At 51.3% G+C, this 1069-nt stretch carries 1 rRNA gene; it reads right to left on the bottom strand.

Annotated elements, in window-relative coordinates:
• Positions 1 to 60 precede the first annotated feature (60 nt).
• A 23S ribosomal RNA gene (locus HMPREF2937_RS00810) occupies positions 61 to 1069 on the bottom strand; the annotation flags it as partial.

Raw genomic sequence — 1069 nt, forward strand, 5'->3', positions numbered from 1 at the left:
ATTATACATTCAAAACTAGATAGTAAGTAAATTTCAATTCGACCAATCAAAACTTGAAATTTGATTAAGTCTTCGATCGATTAGTATTCGTCAGCTCCACATATCGCTATGCTTCCACCCCGAACCTATTAACCTCATCATCTTTGAGGGATCTTATAACCGAAGTTGGGAAATCTCATCTTGAGGGGGGCTTCATGCTTAGATGCTTTCAGCACTTATCCCGTCCATACATAGCTACCCAGCTATGCCGTTGGCACGACAACTGGTACACCAGAGGTATGTCCATCCCGGTCCTCTCGTACTAAGGACAGCTCCTCTCAAATTTCCTACGCCCACGACGGATAGGGACCGAACTGTCTCACGACGTTCTGAACCCAGCTCGCGTACCGCTTTAATGGGCGAACAGCCCAACCCTTGGGACCGACTACAGCCCCAGGATGCGATGAGCCGACATCGAGGTGCCAAACCTCCCCGTCGATGTGAACTCTTGGGGGAGATAAGCCTGTTATCCCCGGGGTAGCTTTTATCCGTTGAGCGATGGCCCTTCCATGCGGAACCACCGGATCACTAAGTCCGTCTTTCGACCCTGCTCGACTTGTAGGTCTCGCAGTCAAGCTCCCTTATGCCTTTACACTCTATGAATGATTTCCAACCATTCTGAGGGAACCTTTGAGCGCCTCCGTTACACTTTAGGAGGCGACCGCCCCAGTCAAACTGCCCGCCTGACACTGTCTCCCGCCATGATCAATGGCGCGGGTTAGAAATCCAACACAGCTAGGGTAGTATCCCACCAGCGCCTCCACGTAAGCTGGCGCTCACGCTTCTAAGGCTCCTACCTATCCTGTACAAGCTGTGCCGAATTTCAATATCAGGCTACAGTAAAGCTCCACGGGGTCTTTCCGTCCTGTCGCGGGTAACCTGCATCTTCACAGGTACTATGATTTCACCGAGTCTCTCGTTGAGACAGTGCCCAAATCGTTACGCCTTTCGTGCGGGTCGGAACTTACCCGACAAGGAATTTCGCTACCTTAGGACCGTTATAGTTACGGCCGCCGTTTACTGGGGCTTC

Origin of the sequence: Staphylococcus sp. HMSC061G12, assembly GCF_001838465.1 — a bacterium.
GTDB classification, from domain to species: domain Bacteria; phylum Bacillota; class Bacilli; order Staphylococcales; family Staphylococcaceae; genus Staphylococcus; species Staphylococcus simulans.